Annotated in this window: 16 protein-coding genes; 15 read left to right on the top strand and 1 reads right to left on the bottom strand. The window is 67.7% G+C overall.

The genetic code is table 11. The annotated features are described in order from the left end of the window. The first annotated feature begins 50 nt into the window (after positions 1 to 50). The 4 genes from B0I29_RS25465 to B0I29_RS47845 are packed head-to-tail and all read left to right on the top strand — an operon-like array spanning position 51 to position 4,196. A complete protein-coding gene (locus B0I29_RS25465; RefSeq protein WP_111651575.1) occupies positions 51 to 1,763 on the top strand; it encodes an acyl-CoA dehydrogenase in 1,713 nt (570 codons plus the stop codon). A gap of 9 nt (positions 1,764 to 1,772) precedes the next feature. Further along, complete coding sequence (gene ligD, locus B0I29_RS25470) at positions 1,773 to 2,714, top strand: non-homologous end-joining DNA ligase (RefSeq protein WP_111651576.1); 942 nt, start codon at positions 1,773 to 1,775, stop codon at positions 2,712 to 2,714. Between the two features lie 16 nt (positions 2,715 to 2,730). After that, the gene (locus B0I29_RS25475) at positions 2,731 to 4,107 is read left to right on the top strand and encodes an OFA family MFS transporter (protein WP_111651623.1); all 1,377 of its coding nucleotides are present in this window, start codon (positions 2,731 to 2,733) and stop codon (positions 4,105 to 4,107) included. After that, positions 4,104 to 4,196: an MFS transporter small subunit gene (locus B0I29_RS47845; RefSeq protein WP_425452337.1), complete on the top strand. Its 93-nt coding sequence runs from the start codon at positions 4,104 to 4,106 to the stop codon at positions 4,194 to 4,196. Before B0I29_RS25475 ends, B0I29_RS47845 begins: the two co-directional genes overlap by 4 nt. Here B0I29_RS47845 and B0I29_RS25480 read toward each other — a convergent pair. Beyond that, positions 4,171 to 5,202: a LacI family DNA-binding transcriptional regulator gene (locus tag B0I29_RS25480; protein ID WP_111651577.1), complete on the bottom strand. Its 1,032-nt coding sequence runs from the start codon at positions 5,200 to 5,202 to the stop codon at positions 4,171 to 4,173. The two genes, B0I29_RS47845 and B0I29_RS25480, sit on opposite strands and share 26 nt — an antisense overlap. A gap of 305 nt (positions 5,203 to 5,507) precedes the next feature. Here B0I29_RS25480 and B0I29_RS25485 point away from each other — a divergent pair, with 305 nt between their 5' ends. From B0I29_RS25485 to B0I29_RS46905, 11 genes are all read left to right on the top strand, one after another. Then, on the top strand, positions 5,508 to 6,809 hold the full coding sequence (locus tag B0I29_RS25485; protein WP_181557966.1) for an ABC transporter substrate-binding protein: 1,302 nt from the start codon (positions 5,508 to 5,510) through the stop codon (positions 6,807 to 6,809). After that, entirely contained in the window at positions 6,809 to 7,741 is a 933-nt protein-coding gene (locus tag B0I29_RS25490; protein WP_111651579.1) for a carbohydrate ABC transporter permease, read from the top strand. The genes B0I29_RS25485 and B0I29_RS25490 overlap by 1 nt, the downstream gene beginning before the upstream one ends. Next, the gene (locus tag B0I29_RS25495; protein ID WP_111651580.1) at positions 7,738 to 8,583 is read left to right on the top strand and encodes a carbohydrate ABC transporter permease; all 846 of its coding nucleotides are present in this window, start codon (positions 7,738 to 7,740) and stop codon (positions 8,581 to 8,583) included. Before B0I29_RS25490 ends, B0I29_RS25495 begins: the two co-directional genes overlap by 4 nt. 39 nt (positions 8,584 to 8,622) lie before the next feature. Further along, positions 8,623 to 10,134 (top strand): arabinosylfuranosidase ArfA, encoded by a 1,512-nt coding sequence (arfA, locus tag B0I29_RS25500; RefSeq protein WP_111651581.1) that lies wholly within the window; start codon positions 8,623 to 8,625, stop codon positions 10,132 to 10,134. A 139-nt stretch (positions 10,135 to 10,273) separates the two neighbouring features. Next, positions 10,274 to 11,941, top strand: coding sequence for a beta-1,3-glucanase family protein (locus B0I29_RS25505; protein WP_111651582.1), 1,668 nt, complete (start codon positions 10,274 to 10,276; stop codon positions 11,939 to 11,941). Positions 11,942 to 12,187: 246 nt separating this feature from the next. Beyond that, positions 12,188 to 13,666 (top strand): pyridoxal phosphate-dependent decarboxylase family protein, encoded by a 1,479-nt coding sequence (locus B0I29_RS25510; RefSeq protein ID WP_111651583.1) that lies wholly within the window; start codon positions 12,188 to 12,190, stop codon positions 13,664 to 13,666. Then, a complete protein-coding gene (locus B0I29_RS25515) occupies positions 13,666 to 14,952 on the top strand; it encodes a lysine N(6)-hydroxylase/L-ornithine N(5)-oxygenase family protein (protein WP_111651584.1) in 1,287 nt (428 codons plus the stop codon). The genes B0I29_RS25510 and B0I29_RS25515 overlap by 1 nt, the downstream gene beginning before the upstream one ends. Beyond that, entirely contained in the window at positions 14,949 to 17,162 is a 2,214-nt protein-coding gene (locus B0I29_RS25520; protein ID WP_111651585.1) for a GNAT family N-acetyltransferase, read from the top strand. Before B0I29_RS25515 ends, B0I29_RS25520 begins: the two co-directional genes overlap by 4 nt. Further along, positions 17,162 to 19,024 (top strand): penicillin acylase family protein, encoded by a 1,863-nt coding sequence (locus tag B0I29_RS25525; protein WP_111651586.1) that lies wholly within the window; start codon positions 17,162 to 17,164, stop codon positions 19,022 to 19,024. The genes B0I29_RS25520 and B0I29_RS25525 overlap by 1 nt, the downstream gene beginning before the upstream one ends. Next, positions 19,021 to 19,572: a GNAT family N-acetyltransferase gene (locus tag B0I29_RS25530; RefSeq protein WP_221402028.1), complete on the top strand. Its 552-nt coding sequence runs from the start codon at positions 19,021 to 19,023 to the stop codon at positions 19,570 to 19,572. The genes B0I29_RS25525 and B0I29_RS25530 overlap by 4 nt, the downstream gene beginning before the upstream one ends. Positions 19,573 to 20,935: 1,363 nt before the next feature. Continuing rightward, positions 20,936 to 21,511: an endonuclease domain-containing protein gene (locus tag B0I29_RS46905; protein ID WP_245972728.1), complete on the top strand. Its 576-nt coding sequence runs from the start codon at positions 20,936 to 20,938 to the stop codon at positions 21,509 to 21,511. Positions 21,512 to 21,835: the final 324 nt, after the last annotated feature.

Raw genomic sequence — 21,835 nt, forward strand, 5'->3', positions numbered from 1 at the left:
CTTAGTGCACACTGTGTGCAAGGAGTTTTCGACGAACGGTGGTGGCTGCGGTGTCCAAGGTGCTCTCCCGGCGTGATCTCGCGTTCCTGCTCTACGAATGGCTCGACGTGGAGAAACTGACCGCGCGCGAGCGGTACGCCGACCATTCGCGGGAGACGTTCGACGCGTTCCTGGACGTCTCCCAGAAGATCGCCGAGCGCGATTTCGCCCCGCACAACCGGAAGAACGACCTCCAGGAGCCGACGTTCGACGGCGAAAAAGTGGAAATCATCCCGGAGGTCGCCAAGGCGCTGAAGGTCTTCGCCGAGTCCGGCCTGATCGCCGGCACGGTCGACGCCGCGCACGGCGGACTGCAGCTGCCGCTGGTCGTGCAGCGGGCCTGTTTCCTGTGGTTCCAGGCGGCAAACACCGGCACGTCGGCGTACGCGATGCTGACCTCGGCCAACGCGCACCTGCTGCTGGCGCACGGCACCGACGAGCAGATCGCGACGTTCGTGGAGCCGATGCTCGAAGGCCGGTTCACCGGCACGATGTGTCTCTCCGAGCCGCAGGCCGGGTCGTCGCTGAGCGACGTCACGACGAAAGCCGTCAAGTCGCCGGACGGCGACTACAAGGTCACCGGCAGCAAGATGTGGATCTCGGGTGGTGACCACGAGCTCAGCGAGAACATCATCCACCTGGTCCTGGCCCGGGTGGCCGGCGCGCCGGCCGGGGTGAAGGGCCTGTCGCTGTTCATCGTGCCGAAGAAGAGCCTGGAGACCGGCGAACGCAACGGCGTGACCCTGGCCGGGCTCAACCACAAGATGGGTTACCGGGGCACCACCAACGCGGTGCTCGCCTTCGACGACGCGACCGGCTTCCTGGTGGGGGAGGAGGGCCGCGGCCTGCAGTACATGTTCCACATGATGAACGAGGCGCGGATCGGCGTCGGCGCCGGCGCGGTCGCCCTCGGCTACACGGGTTACCTGCACGCCCTCGATTACGCCAAGGAGCGGCAGCAGGGCCGCCCGGTCGCCGGCAAGGACCCGTCAGCACCGCCGGTCGCGATCATCGAGCACCCGGACGTGCGGCGGATGCTGCTCGCCTCGAAGTCGTACGTCGAGGGCGGCCTGGCCCTGATCCTGTACGCCGCGAAGCTGGTCGACGAGCCGTCGGAGGAGAACGGCCTGCTCCTGGACGTGCTCACCCCGATCGTCAAGGCCTGGCCGTCACAGTGGTGCCGCCTGGCCGACGACCACGCCATCCAGATCCACGGCGGGTACGGGTACACCCGGGAGTACCCGGTCGAGCAGTTCTACCGCGACAACCGGCTCAACTCGATCCACGAGGGCACCGACGGCATCCAGGCGCTCGACCTGCTCGGCCGGAAAGTCACCATGAAGGGCGGCGCCGGGCTGAAGCTCCTGCTGGATCGGATTCAGGGCACTGCTTCGCGCGTACCCCATGATCTGGGGAAGCCGGTGGCGGAGGCAGTGGAGAGGCTGGCACGGACCACAGCGAAGCTGTGGGCCTCCGGTGATCCGGCGGCGGCTCTGGCGAACGCCACGGCCTATCTCGACGCCGCCGGGCATCTGGTGATCGCCTGGATCTGGCTGGAGCAGTGGCTCGCGGCCGAGGGCAAGGAGGGCGACTTCTACGAGGGGAAGCGACTCGCGGCCAGGTATTTCATCACGCACGAGCTGCCGAGGATCGGCCCGATGCTGGATCTGCTCGATTCAGGTGACACCCTGCTTCTCGACCTTGACGAGGCCTGGCTGGGATAGGTTCGACGGATGGCCGGTAAAGCCACCGTCATCGAAGTCGGCGACTATGACGTCCGGGTCTCCAACCCGGACCGGATCTACTTCCCGGAGCTCGGCGCCACGAAGCTCGACCTGGTCGAGTACTACCTGGCGGTGAGCGACGGGATCGTCCGGGCGCTCCGGGAACGGCCGTGCATGCTGCACCGTTTCCCGGACGGCCTGGCTGGCGAGAAAGTGCACCAGAAACGGGTGCCGAACGGCGCTCCGCCCTGGCTGGAGACGGTCCGGGTGAAGTTCCCGCGCTACAACCGGCACGCCGACGAGCTCTGCGTGACCAAGCCGGCCGACGTGATCTGGGCCGTCCAGATGTCCACCGTGGAGTTCCATCCGTGGAACTCCCGGCGCGCCGACACCGAGAAACCCGACGAGTGGCGGATCGACCTGGACCCGATGCCGGACTGCCCGTTCGGTACGGTCCGCAAGGTGGCCGGGGTGGTCCACGAGGTCCTCGACGAGCTGGGCATGGTCGGTTACCCGAAGACGTCCGGCGGCAAGGGCCTGCACGTCTACGTCCGGATCGAGCCGCGCTGGGGGTTCTCCGAGGTGCGGCGGGCGGCGCTGGCCTTCGCCCACGCGGTGGAGAAACGGGCGCCGGACGACGTGACCACCACCTGGTGGCGCAAGGACCGGGACCCGAAAGCGCTGTTCATCGACTACAACCAGAACGCGCGGGACCACACCATCGCCAGCGCGTACTCGGTGCGGGGTGTGCCGTCGGCGACCGTCTCCACGCCGGTGCGCTGGGACGAGATCCCGGACGTCGAGCCGGGTGACCTGACGATCCGCACGGTGCCGGCCCGCTTCGCCGAGCTGGGCGATCTGCACGCGGCCATCGACGACCGCGCGTTCTCTCTGGAGACTCTGCTGGACTGGGCCGATCAGGAAGGTTTATCGACCGACGACGATGGGTAGGGCCGCCGCCATGGCTCTGCTCTCCGCTCTCGATCGCGAGCACACCGTCGCTCCGGCGGGTTACAGCCGCTGGCTCATCCCGCCCGCCGCGCTCTCGGTCCACCTCTGCATCGGCCAGGTCTACGCCACCAGCGTCTACAAGAACTCCCTGGTCCAGCACTTCGACACCGGCCAGACCGCGATCGGTGTCATCTTCAGCATCGCGATCGTGATGCTCGGACTCTCCGCCGCGCTCGGCGGCACCTGGGTGGAGGCGAACGGGCCCCGCAAGGCGATGTTCGTGTCCGCCGCGTTCTGGGCTTCCGGCTTCCTGGTCGGCGCGCTCGGCATCGCGACGACCCAGCTGTGGTTGCTCTATCTGGGGTACGGAGTACTCGGCGGGATCGGACTGGGCATTGGATACATCTCGCCGGTCTCCACGCTGATCAAGTGGTTCCCGGACCGTCCCGGCCTCGCCACCGGACTGGCGATCATGGGGTTCGGCGGCGGCGCGCTGATCGCCGGCCCGCTGTCCCGGCAGCTGTTGTCGTTCTACGACAGCGGGTACGACCCGAACGTCGCGACATCGGTGGCCAGCGGTGAAGCGCTGACCGCGCTGTTCGTGACGCTGGGCGTCGGCTACTTCGTGATCATGATGTTCGGCGTGGTGAACATCCGGGTGCCGGCCGACGGGTGGCGCCCCGTGGACTGGGACCCCGCGTCGGTCCAGGCCAAGCCGCTCGTCACCACGGCGCAGGTCTCAGCCGCCAACGCCATCCGGACCCGGTCGTTCTGGCTGCTCTGGATCGTGCTGTTCTGCAACGTCACGGCCGGCATCGGCATCCTGGAACAGGCCAGCCCGATGATCCAGGACTTCTTCCGGGAGGGCGGCACGTCGAGCGTCGCGGTCACCGCGGCGGCCGGCTTCGTCGGGGTGCTGTCGCTGTTCAACATGGCCGGCCGGTTCGTCTGGTCGTCGACCTCCGACCTGATCGGCCGCAAGCCGATTTACATGCTGTACCTGGGCGGCGGCATCGTGCTCTACACGCTGCTGGCGGTCTTCGGCGGCTCCGCGATCCCGCTGTTCGTGCTGCTGGCCGGGCTGATCCTGTCGTTCTACGGCGGCGGGTTCGCGACCATCCCGGCCTATCTGCGCGACCTGTTCGGGACGTACCAGGTCGGCGCGATCCACGGCCGGTTGCTGACCGCGTGGTCGGCGGCCGGGGTGGCCGGACCGCTGATCATCAACGGTTTCCTGGACGCGCAGGGCAAGCCGGGCACGCTGACGGCCGACGCGTACCGGCCCGCGCTGTTCACGATGGTGGGGCTGCTCGCGGTCGGTTTCGTCGCCAACCTGCTGGTTCGCCCGGTGCCCGCTGACGTTCATGAAAAGGAAGAGGTGGCGGCGGTATGAGGCTATTTGTCTCCTGGGCCCTGGTCAGCGTGATGCTCGGTTACGGCATCGTGCAGACCGTGATCACGGCCGCGAAGCTCTTCCAGTAGTGGATTCCCGCACGATCAGTTTGTGCGGGGCACGCAGCTCCAGCCCTGGTGGAGGTGTGCTGCTGCCGATCCTCAGCAGTAGCCGCTCCACCGCCGTGGTCGCTATCCACTCCTTGTCCGGCGAGATCGTGGAGACGGTCGGGTTCGAGTACCGGCCGTCCTCGATGTCGTCGTACCCGATCACCGCGATGTCCTCGGGCACCCGCAGGCCGCGCGCCAGGATCGTGTGGATCGCGCCGAGGGCCACCAGGTCGCTGTAACAGAAGACCGCGTCCGGCGGATCTCCCCGGTCCAGCAGGTCGGCCATGGCCCGAGCGCCGTCCGGCCGGTTGAACCGCGCTGTGCCGATGATCAGGTCTTCGCGTATCGAAAGGCCTCGCGCGGTGTGCGCCTCGCGGAAGCCCTGGGTACGCAGTTGCGCGGCCTCGCCGGTGGCGTAAGGCTGGTCGCCTATCGCGGCCACCCGGTGCCGGCCCAGGTCGAGCAGGTGCTCGGTGGCCTGCCGGGAGGCGGCCACGTCGTCGATGCCGACGTGGTCGAACGAGCCGTCGCTGGCCCGCTCGCCGAGGATGACCAGCGGCAGGGCCGGGTCACGGTCGGCGAGGGCGCGCTGGTCGAGGCCGAGCGGGCTGAAGATGACGCCGTCGAAGAGCAGCCGGCGCGATCCGTGCGCGATGAAACCGCGCTCGTGCTCGGCGTCGCCGTCGGTCTGATCGATCAAAACGTTATAGCCGCTGATCCTCGCCGCACGGATCACGCTCTGCAACAACTCGGAGAAGTACGGGGTGTCGAGGTACGGAACCACCACCGCGATTTGCCCGGATCGGCCCTGCGCGAGGTTCCGCGCGAGGACGTTCGGCCGGTACCCGAGTTCTTCGACCGCGCGTTGAACGCGCTCTCTCGTACGTTCGGTGACGTTGGCATAACCGTTCACCACGTTGGAGACGGTTCGGCTTGATACGCCGGCCAGCTCCGCGACGTCACGCAGAGTGACTTCTCGACGCATTGTGCCCCCCTCTGCCCGCCCCAAGTTTCCGGCAGGTTACCCCTTGCCGACGTACAGGCGTCCGTGCATGCTGTGTTTTGCAGCGCTGCAAAAGCGTAGCAACAGTGCCCGCCGGACCGTGGATAACCGTTTGGCGTGCGAAGTTCGGCTTTTTGGCCGACCCCCGGTGTGCCAGCACCGGAGACCGGCTCTCCGAGCCCTGAAAAGGACTCAGAACTGATCAACTGGATACGCAACTACTTGTCTGTGAGGACCCAGTGAACGTCAGTAAACTTAGCGCACGGCGGGTCAGTCGGCGATCGGTTGTGGCGGCCATCGCTGCATCCGCGCTGGCCCTGACCGCCTGCAGCAGCAGCGGTGACGACGAGACGGCCACCGCGAAACCGACCGGCACCGTGACCGTCAAGGTCTGGGCGTGGTACCCGGAGTTCCAGGCCGTCGTCGACCAGTTCAACTCCACCCACACCGACGTCAAGATCGAGTGGACGAACGCCGGCACCGGCCAGGACCAGTACACCAAGCTGCAGACCGCGCTGAAGGCCGGCAAGGGCGCGCCCGACGTGGTGCAGCTGGAGCTGCAGGAGATCCCCACCTTCCAGCTCACCAAGCACCTGGTCGACCTCGGCAAGTACGGCGCCAACGACGTCAAGGCCGACTACGTCGACTGGGCGTGGAAGCAGGTCAGCACGGGTGACTCGGTCTACGCCATCCCGGTCGACGCCGGCCCGATGGCGATGATGTACCGCGCCGACATCTTCGAGAAGTACAAGCTGACCGTGCCGACCACCTGGGATGAGTACAAGACCCAGGCCGAGAAGCTGAAGACCGCGTCCGGTGGCAAGAGCTTCATCACCGACTTCGGTGCCAACGACGGTGGCTTCATGACCGGTCTGCAGTGGCAGGCCGGCGCCCAGCCGTACGCCTATGACATCGCGGACCCGTCGAAGATCGGCGTCAACCTGAACAGCGCCGAGTCCAAGAAGGTCTTCGACTACTGGGAGGGCATGGTCAACGGCGGTCTCGCCGACAACACCGCCTTCCACACCACCGACTTCTACGCCGGTCTCAACTCCGAGAAGTACGCCACGTACCTCGCGGCCGGATGGGGCCCCGGCTACATCCAGGCCAACGCGGCCGGCGCGTCCGGCAAGTGGAAGGTCGCGCCGCTGCCGCAGTGGACCGCCGGCGCCAACGCTCAGGGCGACTGGGGTGGCTCCTCGTTCGCGGTGACCGACCAGGCCAAGTACCCGGACATCGCGGCCAAGGTCGCCATGGAGATCTTCGGCGCGAAGAACACCGACGCGTGGAAGATCGGCATCGACAAGGCGTTCCTGTTCCCGACCGCGACGCCGATCCTCGAGTCGGAGGCCTTCCTCAGCAAGGAGTACGACTTCTTCGGCGGCCAGAAGGTCAACGAGGTCTTCGTCCCGGCCTACAAGGCGATCGGCCCGCTGGCCTGGAGCCCGTTCAACAGCTACAACTTCAACCAGCTGACCACCAACCTGGGCCAGGCGATCGAGAAGAAGACCGCATGGTCGGCGGCGCTGGACACGGCTCAGGCGAACGTCAAGACCTACGCCACCCAGCAGGGCTTCAAGGTCCAGTAATGACCGAGGTACAGACTTCCCCCGCGGCCGCTCCGGCGGCCGCGGGCCCCTCGCCGAAGGTGAGCACCCGGCGGGCGACCCACCTGCGGGAGGCGGCCACCGGCTGGCTGTTCGTCCTGCCGTTCGTGGTGCTGCTGATCGCCTTCCTGCTGCTCCCACTGGCGTACGCGTTCAAGATCAGCCTTTACCGGTCCACCCTGATCGAGGGTGAGGTCTTCGCGTTCACCGACAACTACCAGCAGGCGATCAATGATCCGCTGGTCCGTGAGGGCGTGGTCCGGGTCCTGATCTTCGGGTTGATCCAGACTCCGGTGATGATCGGGCTCGCGCTGCTGGCGGCCCTGCTGATCGACTCGGCCACCTCCCGGTTCTCCCGGTTCTTCCGGCTGGCGGCCTTCGTCCCCTACGCCGTGCCGGTGGTGATCGGCACCCTGATGTGGGGCTTCCTCTACAGCGACAGCGTCGGCCCGTTCGCCGGGCTGGGCATCGACTTCACCGCCAGCGACACGGTGCTGGCGTCGCTGGGCAACATCGTCACCTGGCAGTGGGCCGGCTACAACATGATCGTGCTGTACGCGGCACTCCAGGGCCTGCCCAAGGAGATCTACGAGTCCGCCCGGATCGACGGTGCGAGCGAGGTGCAGATCGCGTTGCGGATCAAGACGCCGATGATCTCCTCGGCCCTGGTCCTGGCGACGCTCTTCACCATCATGGGCACCCTGCAGTTCTTCACCGAGCCGCTGATCCTCCAGCCGCTCAACCCGGGCTCGATCACCCAGCACTACACGCCCAACATGTACGCGTACGGCCAGGCCTTCTCGTTCCAGCAGTACAACTACTCGGCGGCGATCTCGTTCCTGCTCGGCGCGGTGGTCTTCATCGGGTCGTACATCTTCCTCTTCGCCACCCGGAAACGGAGCGCGCTGCAATGAACAGCAAGAAAGGCAGCGTCGCCGCCCACGTGGTGATGGGTCTGATGGCGGTCTACTTCCTGCTCCCGTTCTGGTGGCTGCTGGTCGCCGCGACCAAGAACAACCAGGGCCTGTTCCAGTCGGACTCGCTGTGGTTCTCCGGTTTCCACCTGTTCGAGAACCTCAAGCAGGTGTTCACCGGGCAGGACGGCGTCTTCCTCATCTGGCTGCGCAACTCGGCGTTCTACGCGGCGGTCAGCGGCGTCGGCGCGACAGTCGTCTCGGCACTGGCCGGGTACGCCTTCGCCAAGCTGCGCTTCCCGGGCCGGAACAAGCTCTTCGCGCTGCTGCTCGGGCTGATCATGGTGCCGGCGACGGCGCTGGTGCTCCCGACGTACCTGCTGATGTCGCAGGCCAACCTGGTCGACACGATCTGGGCGGTGATCCTGCCGTCGCTGCTCAACCCGTTCGGTGTCTACCTGCTGCGGGTCTATGTGGCCGACTCGATCCCGGACGAGATGCTTGAGGCGGCCCGGATCGACGGCGCCGGCGAGTTCCGGGTCTTCCGCAGCGTGGTGCTGCCGGCCATGCGGCCCGCCCTGGTCACGGTGCTGCTGTTCAGCATGGTCGCGTCCTGGAACAACTTCTTCCTGCCCCTGGTGATGCTGAGCGACGACCAGCTCTACCCGCTCACCGTGGGACTGCGCACCTGGTACATGTCGGCGATCATGGGCAACGGCGCCGGAGCCACCTTCAGCGTGATCGTGACGGGTGCCCTCGTGGCGATCGTCCCCCTGATCGTGGCCTTCCTGATGTTGCAGCGGTACTGGCGCGGCGGCCTGACTCTCGGCTCTGTGAAGTAACCCGCGCATCTCCTCTTCTTCTTGGTAAAGGGAACAACAATGCTCCGTGCGCGTGTCGCATTGAATCCGGCGTCCGTCGTGGCGCCGGTCAGCCGCCGGACCTTCGGCTCGTTCGTCGAGCACATGGGCCGCTGCGTCTACACCGGTATCTACGAGCCGGGCCACCCGCTCGCCGACGAGGACGGGTTCCGTACCGACGTGCTCGCCCTCGCCCGCGAGCTGGGCGTCACGATGGTCCGTTACCCCGGTGGCAACTTCGTCTCGGGGTACCGCTGGGAGGACGGCATCGGCCCGGTCGCCGACCGGCCCCGCCGCCGTGACCTGGCCTGGCGCAGCATCGAGACGAACGAGGTCGGCATCGACGAGTTCGCCAAGTGGGCCGAGAAGGCCGACGTCGAGATCATGTACGCGGTGAACCTCGGCACCCGTGGGGTGCAGGAGGCACTCGACGTGCACGAGTACATCAACCACCCGGAGGGGACCCACCTCTCCGAGCTGCGCCGCGCCAACGGCGCCGAGAAGCCGTACGGAATCAAGCTCTGGTGCCTCGGCAACGAGCTCGACGGTCCCTGGCAGACCGGGCACAAGACCCCCGAGGAGTACGGCCTGCTGGCCGCCGCGACGGCGAGGGCGCTGCGCTCGGCCGAACCGGATCTCGAACTGGTCGCGTGCGGCAGCTCCAGCTCGATCATGCCGACGTTCGGCTCCTGGGAGTCGACGCTGCTGGAGCACGCGTACGACCTGGTCGACTACGTCTCCTGTCACGCGTACTACGAGGAGCACGACGGCGACCTCGGCTCGTTCCTGGCCAGCGCGGTGGACATGGACCACTTCGTGAACAGCATCGTGGCCACGGCGGACGCGGTCGGCGCCCGGCTCAAGAGCAAGAAGAAGATCAACCTGTCGTTCGACGAGTGGAACGTCTGGTACCTGTCCCGGTTCCAGAGCGCGCCGCTGCCGAAGGAGTGGGAGGTCGCGCCGCGGGTGATCGAGGACCAGTACAACGTGGCGGACGCCGTGGTGGTCGGCAGCCTGCTGATCTCGCTGCTGCGGCACAGCGACCGGGTGACCGCCGCGTGCCAGGCGCAGCTGGTCAACGTGATCGCCCCGATCATGACCGAGCCGGGCGGGCCGGCCTGGCGGCAGACGATCTTCCACCCGTTCGCGCGTACCGCGGCGCTCGCCAAGGGCGACGTGCTGCGCCTGGAGATCCAGAGCCCGGTCTACGCGACCGAGAAGTACGGCGAGGCCCCGGTGATCGACGCGGTCGCCACCCACGACCCGGCCACCGGTGACGTGGTCGTCTTCGCGGTGAACCGGGACCAGGAGCGGGCCGTCGAGTTCGCGGTGGACCTGACGGCGTTCGGCACGGACCTGACCGTGGCCGAGGCCTGGACGCTGACCGACGACGACGTCCGCGCCGTCAACACGAAGGACGACCCGGAGCGGGTCACCATGCAGCCGCTCACCGGGGTCGCGCTGGACGGCGGCGCCGCGACGCTGACCCTGCCCCGGATCTCCTGGTCAGCGATCCGCTTCACCCGCGCTTAGAAAAACTGTTATCCGCGGTGGCGAAAAACGTCCGGCATATTGGACATTAAAGCGACCTTAAACAGCGCGCATTCGCGGTGCCGCCCTTTGAATAATGGTGAGCGTTCCCCAACGTTCCCCTTCGAAGGGTGGCACCCCCATGCCCCGGAAACGAAGTCTCCTCCTTGCCGCCGCGGCGACCGCGGCCGCGCTCGGCACCGCCTGGATCGCCCTGCCGGCCTCGGCCGCGGCGCCGACGGCGAGCGTACGCACGGTCTCCGACTGGGGGAGCGGCTGGCAGGACGAGGTGACGATCAGCAATACCGGCGCGTCCGCGATGTCGTCGTGGAAAGTCGAATTCGACCTGCCGGCCGGCTCGTCGATCGGCAGTTTCTGGGAGGCCGATATGGCTGCTTCCGGAAGCCACCGGACCTTCACGAACCGCTCCTGGAACGGCGCGATTCCGGTGGGCGGCACGGTTACGTTCGGCTTCGTCGGCGCGGGCGCCCAGCCGACCGGCTGCACGCTGAACGGCATCGCGTGCAATGGGGTGACGGTGCCGACGACCGCCCCGACGACTGGGGTGCCGACCGCAGTGCCGACCGCGGTGCCGACCAAAGCGACAACGACCCCGACCGCCTCGCCGACAAACCCGACAAGCCCGGCAAGCCCGACTGCCGCGCCGACCACTGCGGTCCCCAGCCAAAGCACTGCAAATCCGACAAATCCCGTCAAGACCGAAGGACTCCTCCCGGTCACCTTCACCAACGACAGCGGCCGGGACGAAGCCGTCCACCTCTATGTCCTCGGCACGAACCTGACCACCGGCAAGCTCGGTTACTCCGACGCCACCGGCCGGTTCACCCCGTGGACCGGTGGTGGCACCGTGCCGGTTCCGGCCCCGGACGTCTCCATCCCGGGGCCCGCCAAGGGCAGGAGCACCACGATCCAGATCCCGGAGAACCTGTCCGGCCGGATCTACTTCTCGTTCGGCAGCAAGCTGGACTTCCGGCTCACCGCTGACGGCCTGGTCCAGCCGGCGCCGTGGGCCGGTGGCGACCCGAACCGCGACATCCTCTTCGACTGGAGCGAGTTCACCCTCAACGACTCCGGTCTCTGGCTGAACAGCTCGCAGGTGGACATGTTCGCGGTGCCGCACATCGTCAGCGTCACCGGGAAGAGCGCCAGCAGCCAGACCGGCGAGGTGAAGCCCGGCGGACGGCAGCGGGTGATCGACACGATCAAGGCGGACCCGGCGTTCGCGAAGAGTGTGGTGACCGGTTCGGACGGCACGGTCCTGCGGGTGCTGGCTCCGGGCAAGGCGGCCGACGCCGGCCTGATGAGCCCGACCTATCTCGATGGTTTCATCACGGGAGCTTGGAACGCGTACCAAAGCAAGGTTTTGACCGTCATCCCGTTCACCGATCAACCGGGTGTGAAATATCGGGGCCGGACCACCGGGAATGTCCTGAACTTCACCGACACGGCGGGCCGGACCGTGGCGTCGTTCACGAAGCCCTCGACGGCGAACGTGTGGGGGTGCGACGGCGCTCTCGGCGCACCGAACGACCAGGTGGTCGGACCGATCGCGCGGACCCTGTGCGCGGCGCTCCAGCGGACCACGCTGGGCCGGCTGGACACCCAGCCGAGCGGCACCGCGACCGACTTCTACCAGGGTGAAGTCACGAACGTCTACGCCCGGGTGATCCACCAGAACATGGTCGACGGCAAGGCGTACGCGTTCGCCTTCGACGACGTGCAGAACCAGGAGTCGCTCGTGCACGACGGCGATCCGCAGGCGGCCGGGATCACGCTGACGGCGTTCTGAGCGATCCAACCGAGAGCACGCCGGGATCAAAAGGAGTCCACCGTCCTAGGCGGTGGGCTCCTTACCCGCATTGTGGGATGAATCACCCCTCACTCCCGGAAGAATCTTGCGGAGGTCGATGCGCTGGTCGCGGCCGGTCTCGGGCGCGCGGGAACCGGCCGTCGCCCCCCGACGCGACCTGCTCAGGTTTCCAACGTGAGTCCCGGCAGTTAGCCTCCGTTTAGTTAGGTAAGGATTACCTTATTAATGGAGGCCACGTTGGAGGGGTTCGCGTCCCCGCACCTGTTCTCCGGTTCCACACTCGACGCTTATACGTCGGGCGTGTGGCACGCGTCAGCACTGCTGGCCGACCGGGTGAAAACAGTGCGGCAGCCGTACTCCGGTGCTTCGGTCACCGAACTTCAGGAACAGGTCGACGCTGTCGACCTGGACCGTCCGCTCGGTGACACCGGCGCCGCGTTGCACGAGGTCGCTCGGCTCTATCTGGACAACGCCATCTGGTTCCACGAGCCGACGTACGTAGCGCACCTGAACTGCCCCGTAGCCATCCCCGCCCTCAGCGCCGAGGTCCTGATCTCCGCGGTCAACTCCTCGGTGGACACCTGGGACCAGAGCGCGACCGGCACCCTGATCGAGCGCCGGCTCATCGACTGGACCGCCGGCCGCATCGGGTTCGGCCCGGGCGCCGACGGCATCTTCACCAGCGGTGGCACCCAGTCGAACCTCCAGGCGATGCTGCTGGCCCGCGAGGAGGCCCTCGCCGTCGTCAGCGAGCCACGCGAGGTCGCGATCCCGCGCCTGCGGATCTTCGCGACCACCGAGAGCCACTTCAGCGTGGGTAAATCGGCCGGCATCCTCGGACTCGCCGCGGACGCCGTCGTCGCTGTCGCGACCGACGGCGACGGACGGATGGATCCAGGCGCGCTGGCTGCGGCTATTGATGGGGTACGCCGGGACGGCGGCATCCCGATGGCCGTAGTAGCCACCGCCGGCACCACCGACCTCGGCCGGATCGACCCGGTCAAGGCGATCGGCCCGATCTGCGCGGAGCACGGCATCTGGTTCCACGTCGATGCCGCGTACGGATGTGGTCTGCTCGTCTCCACCCGTCGCCGGCACCTGCTCGAAGGCATCGAGCAGGCCGATTCGGTGACCGTCGATTACCACAAGAGCTTCTATCAGCCGGTCAGCTCCAGCGCCATCGTGGTCCGCCGGGGCGAGACGATGCGCCGGATCGCGGTGCACGCCGATTACCTGAACCCGCGTACCGCGACCGTGCCGAACCAGGTCGACAAGAGCCTGCAGACGACCCGGCGGTTCGACGCGCTCAAGCTCTGGATGACGCTGCGCACGATCGGTTCGGAGCAGATCGGCGACATGTTCGACACCGTGGTCGACCGGGCGCACGAGACCTGGGAACATCTGCTCACCGACCCGGACTTCGAGGTGCTGACCGAGCCGACGCTGAGCACGCTGCTCTTCCGGTTCCGGCCGGAGGGCCTGAGCGTCGAGGCCTGCGACGAGCTGATGCCACGGCTGCGGCAGGAGCTCTTCCGGGACGGCCAGGCGATCGTCGCCGGCACCACGGTCGGCGGGCACTACTGGCTGAAGTTCACGCTGCTCAACCCGAACACCACGATGGGCAATCTGAAGGACGTGCTGGACCTGATCCGGGGCATCGCGCACCGGCTCACCAGCGAACCGACCGCGGCGGTGATGGCCTGATGCGTACCTATGACTTCGTCGCTGTCGGCGTGGGACCGTTCAACCTGGGTCTGGCGGCGCTGACCGCCGACCTGGCGGACGTGGACGGCGTCTTCCTGGAGCAGCGGCCCGAGTTCGACTGGCACCCGGGACTGATGCTCGAAGGCGTCACGATCCAGGTGCCGTTCATGGCCGACCTGGTCACCATGGCCGACCCGACATCGCGGTTCTCGTTCCTCAACTACCTCAAGCAGGTGGGCCGGCTCTACCCGTTCTACATCCGGGAGAACTGGTTCCCGCTGCGGGCCGAGTACAACGAGTACTGCAAGTGGGTCGCCCGGCAGCTGCCGTCGATCAAGTGGAACACCCGGGTCGACACCGTCACCCACGACGGTGAGGCGTACGTCGTGCACACCGCCGGCGAGACGTACCGCACCCGCAAGCTGGTGCTCGGCATCGGCACCGAGCCACGCGTGCCGGCCGCCGTCGACCAGGGGCCGTACGTGCACAGCGCCGACTACCTGCCGAACAAGCAGAAGCTGCAGGCCCTCGACTCGATCACGGTCGTCGGCAGCGGGCAGAGCGCGGCCGAGATCTACCTCGATCTGCTCAACGACATCGAGACGTACGGGTACCACCTGAGCTGGATCACCCGGTCGCCGCGGTACTTCCCGATGGAGTACACGAAGCTGACCCTGGAGATGACCTCGCCGGAGTACATCCGGTACCACCAGGCGCTGCCCATGGAGGTGCGTGACCGGCTCGGCCGCGAACAGCGTCACCTCTACAAGGGGATCAGCGCCGACCTGGTCGATGCCATCTACGACACGCTCTACGCCAAGAGTCTGCACGGGCAGGTCCCGACGACCCTGCTCACCAACACCGCCCTCGAAGGCGTGATCTGGGATGAGGCCGAGCAGCGTTACACCCTGGCGCTGCACCACGCCGAGCAGAACCGTTCGTTCACCGCCAAGACCCAGGGCCTGCTCCTGTCGACCGGGTACGCGCCCCGGGTGCCGTCCTTCCTGGAACCGGTCCGGGACCGCATCCGCTGGGACGCCCGGGGCCGCTTCGACGTCGCCGTCGACTACGCGATTGACGTCACCGGCAACGAGGTGTTCGTGCAGAACGCCGAGGAGCACACGCACAGCGTCAACGCGCCCGACCTCGGTATGGGCCCGTACCGCAACTCGGTGATCCTCAAGGGCATCACCGGACGCGAGATCTACCAGATCGAGCAATCGGTCGCCTTCCAGCAGTTCGGCGCCCCCACCGCCGACATCCCCCGTCAACTGGTGACCTCATGAACCTCGTACCCCTGGATCTTGATCGTGATCTGGACCTTCTGCACACGTGGGTGACCCATCCCCGGTCCCATTACTGGGGCCTGCAGGGTGCGACGCCCGCGCGAGTGCGCGAGGAGTACCAGAAGATCGCCGGCAACCCGCACCACCACGCGTGGCTCGGGTACGACGACGACGGCACGCCGCTGTTCCTCGCCGAGACCTACGAGCCGGCGCACAGCGAGCTGGCGTCGCACTACGACGTGCGTCCCGGTGATCTCGGGATGCACGTGCTGGTGGCGCCGCCTGCGCCTGACCTTTCACCCAAGCGGTCCGGGCTCACGTCGGCCGTGTTCCGCGCGGTGATGGACTTCTGCTTCGCCGACTCGAAGGTCGACCGCGTCGTCGTCGAGCCGGACGTGCGCAACGAGGCGATCGCCCGGAAGAACGCCGAGGCCGGCTTCGTCGAGGAGCGGCACATCGAGCTGCACGACAAGACGGCCCGGCTGAGTTTCTGCACCCGGGCCGCGTACGAGATGAGCGTGCCGCACCTGAACCCGGCGGCGTTCGAGATCGCCAACCGGCAGCTGATCGCGAAGGCCATCGCGGAGTTCAGTCACGAGCGGCTGATCGCGCCGGTCTCCCTCGGTGACGATCGCTATGAATTCGGGCAGATTGCCTTTACGGCGCGTCGGCTCCCGATGGAGCACTGGATCGTCGACCCGGCATCGCTGGCGTCGGACGGCTCGCTCGACGCGCTCGACTTCATCTCCGGGCTTCGCGAGACCCTGGGCATCCCGACGCAGCTTCTCGGCACGTACCTCGAGGAGATCTCCGCGACGCTGGCCGGCACCGCCTGGAAGCTGACCCACCGGCGGGAGACCGCCGACGAGCTCGTGCACGCCGACTTCCAGACGATCGAGTCGGCGATGACCGAGGGCCACCCCGGCTTCGTGGCAAACAACGGCCGGATCGGTTTCGGTCTGAAGGACCACGCGGCCTTCGCGCCGGAGGCCGGCAAACCGGTGCGGTTGCGCTGGGTCGCGGTGCTCAAGAGCGAGAGCATCTTTGTGTACGACGGCGACGAGCGCGCTCACTATCTGGCGGAGTTCGGCGACACCCTTGATCACTACGAGCGTCAGCTGCGCTCGCGCGGGCTGAACCCGGACGACTACCGCTATCTCCCCGTGCACCCGTGGCAGTGGGAGCACAAGCTCGCCGTCACCTTCGCTGCCGAGGTGGCTCGCCGCGCGATCGTCCCGCTCGACGAGAGCGCTGATCGTTATCGGGCACAGCAGTCGATCCGGACGTTCTTCAACATCGACCGGCCGGACCGGCACTATGTGAAGACCGCGATCGCCGTGCAGAACATGGGCTTCATGCGCGGGCTGTCGCCGAAGTACATGCAGGCCACGCCGCCGATCAACCAGTGGGTCGCGGACGTCGTGAACGGCGACGAGGAGCTGCGTGCCTGCGGCTTCGGCGTGCTGCGTGAGCTCGCCGCCACCGGGTATGTCGGGGACGCCTATCACCGGACGGGCACGCCTAGTGCGTACACAAAAATGCTTGCCGCGCTCTGGCGTGAGAGTCCGATTCCGATGCTCGCCGAAGGCGAGCGTCTCGCCACCATGGCGAGCCTGGTGCACCGCGACCGGGACGGAAACGCCCTGGCCACCGCGCTGATCCGGGAGTCCGGCGTGAGCGCCGCGGAGTGGGTGGCGACGTACTTCCGCGCTTACCTGCGTCCGATTGTGCACTGTCTGCTCCAGCATGATCTGGCCTTCATGCCGCACGGCGAGAACCTGATCCTGGTGCTGGAGAACCACGTGCCGACCCGGGTGTTCATGAAGGACATCGGCGAGGAGGTGGCGGTCATGAACGACCAGCCGCTGCCCGGCGAGGTCGAGCGGATCCGCATGATCACCTCGGTCGAGCTGAAGGAGCTGGCGCTCTTCACCGACGTCTTCGACGGGTACCTGCGGCACCTCGCCGGCATCCTCGACACCGACGGCGTGCTGCCGTGGGCCGACTTCTGGGCGCTCGCCGGCGACTGCGTCCGCGAGCACGCGAAGGACCACCCGGCGATCGCCACCCGGCTCGACCTGCTGCGGCCGACGTTCGCGCACTCCTGCCTGAACCGGCTCCAGCTGCGCAACACCCTGCAGATGGTGGACATCGCCGACCAGGAGAGCTCGCTGATCTACGCGGGTGAGCTGGAGAATCCGATCGCCTGATGAAGGTCTATCGCGACGATTACGGCATCCCGCACCTGCAAGCCGGCTCGGTTCTCGAACTGGCCTACTTGCAGGGGCGGGTGACCGCTTCTGATCGGGGCCAGCAGGTGCTGGTGGAGCGGCTTCGCTCAGAGGGGCGACTGGCGTCGGTCATGGGCGCTGACGAGGTGGAGTGGGACGTTTTCGCGCGTCGTGCGCGTTTGGACGACACGGCTCGGCGGTGTTATGCCGCGCTTTCCTCCGAGACGCGCGGTTTTTTCGATGCTTATGCGGATGGCGTCCGATCGACCGGTATCGAGTGGCAGCCCTGGTCGTCGCTCGGCGTCTTCCAGGTCCAGCACATCCTTTTCGGGACATTTCCCAATAAGATGTGGCGGGCGCACGTCGAGCGCACCCTCGGACCCTCCGCTGTGGAGTGGTTCGCCATCGAGGGACCGAACGGCTCCGGCAGCAACGCCTGGGCGCTGCCGTTCCACGTCGCCGGCGACCCGCACCGGCTCCTCGAACTCCCCGGCGTCTACCAGCAGATTCGCCTCGCCTGCCCGGAATTCGACGTCGCCGGGCTGACCTTCCCCGGCGTACCCGGCGTGCAGCATTTCGGCCACGCCGGCTCGGTCGCCTGGGCGATCACCAACGCGATGGCCGATTACCAAGATCTCTACATCGAAGAACTTCGCGCGACCGAAGCGGGGGTCGAGGCCCGCGGCGCGGCCGGCTGGGAGCCGGTCCTCACCCTTCAAGAGACCGTTTTTGTACGCGACGCCGACCCGATAGTGGTCGACATCATCGAGACGGCTCGTGGCCCGGTGATCTCCAGTCCCGATAGTCCGGTTCTCAGTCTGCGGACTCCGGCGCGGGTCGGCTCGGACCTCGGGTTCGACGCGCTGCTGCCGCTGATGCGGGCCACCACCGCTGACGAGGTGGCCGACGCGCTCGCCGGTTGGGTCGAGCCGGTCAACAGTGTGCTGATCGCCGACGACACCGGACGGGTCGTGCAGCTCGCGGCCGGGCGAGTGCCGGTGCGTGACGATCGCAATCGCTGGGTGCCGGTGCCCGCCTGGGATCCGGCTTTCGCCTGGCGGCCGGGGTGGGCGCCGATGACGCGTACCGAAGTCGCCTCAGCGGTAAACGCCAACGACCGCCGCACCGACTCGGAAGCGCACGGCATCGACTTCGCCCCGCCCGCCCGGGCCGCGCGGATCCGCACGCTGCTCGACGCGGGTGTGCCGTCCGCCCTGATCCACATGGACACCTCGATGGCGGCGGACTCCGAGGAGGCCGGCCGGCACGAGGCGTGGCGTTCGTCGGTGGCCCGGGCGCTCTGGGAGCTCCCGTCGCTCAAGCCGCTTTTCGAGGAGCCCGGGTACGACCCGCTCTTCACCCCGTGGATCGACCCGCGAGGCCGGATCGGGCACTCGCTGGACGGGGTGCTTCTCGGCCTGGGCCTGGACCCCTCTGACCTGGTGGATCCCGCTGTCGTGGGCGGCGCTGAAACGTGGGGCTCGCGGCACCTGCTGTATCCGATCACGCTGTCCGGATTGGACATCGAGTTCCCACGCGTCGAGCTGTCCGGCTCGCGTGACTGCGTGCTGAACACGTCCAGCGTCACCGGCGTGAGCGACCTCTGCGTGCGGGGGCCGGTAGCCCGTTACATCTGGGACCTGAACGATCGGCAGCGCAGCCGCTGGGTCGTACCCTTCGGCGCCCATGGCGACCCGGAGTCGCCGCACTTCCTGGACCAGCTGCCGCTCTGGGCGTCCGGATCCCTGGTACCGCTGACAACCGACTGGGACAGTCTCGTGCTGGACCGCTCTGTTCTGGACCGCTTTGTTCTGGACCGCTCTGTTCTGGAGGAATCATGATCGTCTTCTCGGAGAAGCTGCCCGGCCTGGGCGAACTGATCATGATCCCGCTGAACCCGTCCGCGCACGCCGCACTGGTCCACAGCTGGGTGACCAAGCCCCGCAACCAGTACTGGGGCATGACCTCCCACTCGGTCGAGGACGTCGAGGAGATCTACGCCTTCGTCGACACCCTGGAGACCCACCACGCCTACCTGCTGCTGCTGGACGACGGCCCGATCGGCATCTTCCAGACATACGACCCGGAGCACGATCCGGTGGGCGAGCTCTACGATGTCCAACCCGGCGACTTCGGCCTGCACCTGCTCCTGGACGCCGGCGACCGAGACCTCCCCCACGTGACGAGCGCCGTCTTCCCGGCGCTGCTGCGCTACCTCTTCACCACCCCGTCCCACCAGCGAATCATCGCCGAACCCGACATCCGCAACACCAAGATGATCGCCCGCCTCCAGCGCCACGGCTTCACCCTGGGCCCCGAAATCAACATGGGCCACAAGCAGGCCCAGCTAACCCTCCTAACCCGACCCACCTCCACAACCCACCCGTAGCCCACCCCACCGCCCCAAGCCCCACCCACCGTGCCGTGCTCCACCCGCCGGTCTGGGCCGTGTTCCACCCACCGCTCCTTGCTCCACCCACCGTGCCGCACCGACCGGGCCGTGCCGCACCGACCGGGCCGTGCCGCACCGACCGGGCCGTGCCGCACCGGGCCGGGCCGCACCGACCGGGCCGTGCCGCACCGGGCCGGGCCGCACCGACCGGGCCGTGCCGTGCCGTACCCGCCGTGCCGAGCCGAATCATGCCGTGCCGACCGGCGCCTGGCCGGCAGGGGTGCGTCGGGCCTGGCAGGGGCGCTCGTCACCTCCCCGCGTCTCACCGGGCTGGGCCGTACCAGTTGGTCACCGTTCCTGCCACCCGGCTGTCCCCTGTGAATAGCCGCCTGCCGCTCCAGGGCTCGTGGAGATCTTGTGAGGTTTTGCCGGCACCACAGCCGCAAACTCACGACTTTTGGTAGGGGCGGCAAGCGTGTGCGGGTGCCCGCCCAGATCTTGTGAGTTTGCGCCAGCACCGCAGCCGAAAGCTCACAAGATCCCGGGGAGCAGAAGGGCGACGGCCGCGCGGCGGCGTGTGTCTGGCGCCGCGAGCTGTTGCCGCCATCCGCTCGCCTGCCCGGGGCACGCTGCGATCTCGGCTGACCGGGCGCGCTGCGATCTCGGCTGACTGGGCGCGCTGAGATCTTGTGAGGTTGTGCCGTCATGTCAGCCAGAACCGCACGGGTTTCGGTGGGGGCGGCGAGCTCCCGCGTGATCTTGCCTGGATCTTGTGAGGTTGTGCCGTTGAGGCAGCCGAAAGCGCACAAGATTTCGCGAGCGGCGAGCGGCGAGCGGCGGGCGGGCGGCGAGCGGCGAGCGGCGGGCGGCGGTTGGCAGGTGGTGGTCAGTGGGCTGTGGTGGGGGCCATAGTCCGGCGGGGGCGGGAGTTGGGGTTATCCACAGTGGGTGGTTGTCCACAGGGGGGTCGGCGGGCGGGGGTGGGGTTGGGCAGGGTGCCGGGATGCGACCTATTCCGGAGCCGGGTGCCGGTGAGCTTGAGTGGCTTCTCTGTGAGCAGGCGGGTGTGATCAGCGCTCGGCAGGCTGTTGGGTTGATCGGTCGGGCTGCGGTGCGTACTCATGTTGCGCAGCGACGGTGGCGAGCTATCTGTCGCGGGGTGTTGTTGTCCGAAAATGGTCGTCTCTGGCGTGATCAGCAGCTCTGGGTGGCTGTGCTGGCCGCCGGCGACGGGGCATGTCTCTCGGGAGCCAGCGCGGCGACTGTCAGTGGTGTCGCTGGGCTTCGGCTGGAGCCGATCGATGTACTTGTCCCGGCCGCTCGGAGCAGGGTGGGCCGGGTCGCTGGGCTGCCTGCGGACATGCCGGAGGTCCGGGTGCACCGCACCACGCTTCTGGCCGGTGGGTATCGGCGCCGGAAGCGGCTGCCGTGTACTGGTGTCGCCAGGGCGGTCGTCGACGGGGCGGCTTGGGCGGACAGTGACGCCGAAGCCCGGGGGATCATTGTCAGTGCCTGTCAGCAGCGGCGTGTTCATCCGGCGGGGCTGCGGCGGGTACTTGCTGACATGCCGCGGGTCCGGCGGCGGCGCCTGATCGGTACGACGATCGGGGACGTCGAGGGCGGTGCGGAGTCGCTGTCCGAATTGGATCTGCTGGCCCTGTGCCGGCGGTTCAGGTTGCCGCTTCCGGAGCAGCAGCGGTTCCGGCTGGATGCGGACGGGCGGCGGCGATTTCTGGACGCCTACTGGGCGGAGGCGCGGCTGCACGTCGAGATCGACGGGGCGCATCACATGGACGTTCGGTATTGGGCTGCCGACATGCTCCGGCAGAACCGGGTGTGGGTGCGAGGCGACCGAATTCTCCGGTTTCCCGCGTTTCTCCTACGCACCGATCCCGCGATGGTCGCCGGCCAGCTTCGAGAGGCGCTGAAGCGTTAGGAACACGCGAAAGTGTGCGGCTGCGCCGTCATGGCAACCGCAAACTCACAAGATCGCGGCGGGGAGGGGACGGCGCGGCGCGGCGCGGCGGACAGAGGACGGCGCGACGAGAGAAGGCGCGGCGCGGCGGAGAGAGGACGGCGGGGAAGGGCGCGGCGGGTGAAGGCGGGGCGCTGCGGGGAGGGGACGGTGCGGCGTGGCGTGAGGGGACGATGCGGCGTGGCGTGAGGGGACGGTGCGGCGTGGCGTGAGGGGACGGTGCGGCGTGGCGTGAGGGGACGGTGCGGCGTGGCGTGAGGGGACGGTGCGGGGTGGCGGGAGGGG

The organism is Actinoplanes lutulentus (assembly GCF_003259845.1).
Taxonomy (GTDB): Bacteria; Actinomycetota; Actinomycetes; order Mycobacteriales; family Micromonosporaceae; genus Actinoplanes; species Actinoplanes lutulentus.

Excerpts from the sequence above, each read along its gene's own strand:
- B0I29_RS25490 (WP_111651579.1), top strand. The coding sequence starts at position 6,809 with ATGACCGAGGTACAGACTTCCCCCGCGGCCGCTCCGGCGGCCGCGGGC.
- B0I29_RS46905 (WP_245972728.1), top strand. The coding sequence starts at position 20,936 with ATGCCGGAGGTCCGGGTGCACCGCACCACGCTTCTGGCCGGTGGGTAT.
- B0I29_RS25525 (WP_111651586.1), top strand. The coding sequence starts at position 17,162 with ATGAAGGTCTATCGCGACGATTACGGCATCCCGCACCTGCAAGCCGGC.
- ligD (WP_111651576.1), top strand. The coding sequence starts at position 1,773 with ATGGCCGGTAAAGCCACCGTCATCGAAGTCGGCGACTATGACGTCCGG.
- B0I29_RS25515 (WP_111651584.1), top strand. The coding sequence starts at position 13,666 with ATGCGTACCTATGACTTCGTCGCTGTCGGCGTGGGACCGTTCAACCTG.
- B0I29_RS25530 (WP_221402028.1), top strand. The coding sequence starts at position 19,021 with ATGATCGTCTTCTCGGAGAAGCTGCCCGGCCTGGGCGAACTGATCATG.
- B0I29_RS47845 (WP_425452337.1), top strand. The coding sequence starts at position 4,104 with ATGAGGCTATTTGTCTCCTGGGCCCTGGTCAGCGTGATGCTCGGTTAC.
- B0I29_RS25520 (WP_111651585.1), top strand. The coding sequence starts at position 14,949 with ATGAACCTCGTACCCCTGGATCTTGATCGTGATCTGGACCTTCTGCAC.
- arfA (WP_111651581.1), top strand. The coding sequence starts at position 8,623 with ATGCTCCGTGCGCGTGTCGCATTGAATCCGGCGTCCGTCGTGGCGCCG.
- B0I29_RS25480 (WP_111651577.1), bottom strand. The coding sequence starts at position 5,202 with ATGCGTCGAGAAGTCACTCTGCGTGACGTCGCGGAGCTGGCCGGCGTA.
- B0I29_RS25510 (WP_111651583.1), top strand. The coding sequence starts at position 12,188 with ATGGAGGCCACGTTGGAGGGGTTCGCGTCCCCGCACCTGTTCTCCGGT.
- B0I29_RS25505 (WP_111651582.1), top strand. The coding sequence starts at position 10,274 with ATGCCCCGGAAACGAAGTCTCCTCCTTGCCGCCGCGGCGACCGCGGCC.
- B0I29_RS25495 (WP_111651580.1), top strand. The coding sequence starts at position 7,738 with ATGAACAGCAAGAAAGGCAGCGTCGCCGCCCACGTGGTGATGGGTCTG.